Genomic DNA, 1,424 nt, shown 5'->3' with positions numbered 1-1,424 from the left:
GGTGGCGTCCACCGCGCCGGCCAGCTGGCCGACCTCGTCGCGCGCGCTGTAGCCCACGCGCGCGTCCAGGCGCCCGTGGGCCAGGCCCTGCACCACGCTCAGGGTGCGGGCCAGGGGGCCGGCGATGGAGCGGGCCACGGCGATGGCCACGGCCAGGGCCAGGGCCACGGCCAGGGCACCGATGACCACCAGCAGCACCACCGCCGAGCGCACCTCGGTCGAGCCCTGCTCGGCCAGCTCGCTCGCGGCGGTGGTCTCGGTCTCCGACAGGGTGGTCAGCGTCCCCATGATCTGCTTGGCGACGGGGGCGATGGTGCTGGTGCGGAAGGCGATGTAGCCCTCCACGTCCCCGGCCTGCGCGAAGGTGATCAGCTGCTCGCGGTCGGAGCGGTACTGCGCCAGCTCGCTCTCGAAGGCCTCGCGGTCGGCGGCGGAGCCGGCCGGGGAGGAGCCCAGGTAGGCCTGCCACGCCTCGTCCAGCGCCTCGTCGGTGGCGGCCATGGCGTCCAGCGCCTCGGTCACGCCGGCCGGGGTGGCGACCAGGGCGGCGTTGGTGACGTCCATGCGCACCTGCAGGAAGGCGGAGCGCACGTCGCCGATGGTGTCCACGGAGGCCACCCCGGAGGTGGACAGGGTGGTCAGGTCCGCCTGCGAGTTCAGCAGGCGGGAGATGCCCACGCCGACCACGACGGCCAGCAGCAGGCACACGACGCCGAAACCGGCGAAGAGCTTGGGGGCGACCTTCACGTCGCGCAGTCGGGAGAGCACGTTCCTCCCATCGGGTGAACGGGGCGCCGGGTTGAGCGTTCGCGGCCGGCGTCTTCGCCACGAGCTCGCGGCGGTCCGGTCCCGGGCGGGGAGGGAGGATGGTGGCCGTGAGCGACGACCCGGACCTCCTCGGCGGCGCGGCCCTGCACGGCGGTGAGCGCGCGACCCTGACCCTGACGCGCGAGTACCCGCACCCGGTGGCGGCCCTGTGGACGGCGCTGACCGTCCCGGAGGTCACGCGCCGGTGGTGGGCGGCGCTGCGCGCGGACCTGCGCCCCGGCGGGGAGTTCTCGCTGATGTGGCTCAACGGCGACCCCGCCGAGCTGGAGTGGTGGCCCGGGCGGCTGACCGCGCTGGACCCGCCGCGCCTGCTGGAGCACACCAACTCCGAGCACGGCCTGCTGCGCTGGGAGCTGGAGCCCCTGGACGCCGGCGGCCTGCGCGCGCGCACCCGCCTGCGGCTGACGAACGAGCTGGAGGGCGAGGACGCCTGGGTGCCGATGTCGCTGGCGGCCTGGCACCTGCACCTGGAGGCGCTGGAGCGCGCGCTGGACGGCGGCGCCGTGGACTGGCTGGACTGGGCCACCACCTCCGACGCCCGCAGGCGGCACCTGCGCGCCGCCTGCGGGCGTCGGAGGTGGTGGCCCAGTCCAGCC

At 75.6% G+C, this 1,424-nt stretch carries 2 protein-coding genes; one reads left to right on the top strand and one right to left on the bottom strand.

Annotation, left to right across the window (positions count from 1 at the left end; translation table 11 throughout):
• Window positions 1–768, bottom strand: a 768-nt coding sequence (locus tag GTR00_RS20780; RefSeq protein ID WP_166613423.1) for an MCP four helix bundle domain-containing protein, incomplete at its 3' end; no start/stop codon positions are given.
• 107 nt (window positions 769–875) lie between these two features.
• On the opposite strand from GTR00_RS20780, the gene GTR00_RS20775 reads away from it, so the two are divergent.
• Window positions 876–1,424, top strand: a 549-nt coding sequence (locus tag GTR00_RS20775) for an SRPBCC domain-containing protein (protein WP_166613422.1), incomplete at its 3' end; no start/stop codon positions are given.

Source organism: Kineococcus indalonis (assembly GCF_009906395.1).
In the GTDB taxonomy this organism is placed as follows: domain Bacteria; phylum Actinomycetota; class Actinomycetes; order Actinomycetales; family Kineococcaceae; genus Kineococcus; species Kineococcus indalonis.
The sequence above is the reverse complement of the archived record's forward strand: the minus strand, read 5'-3'. Positions and strand labels throughout refer to the sequence as shown.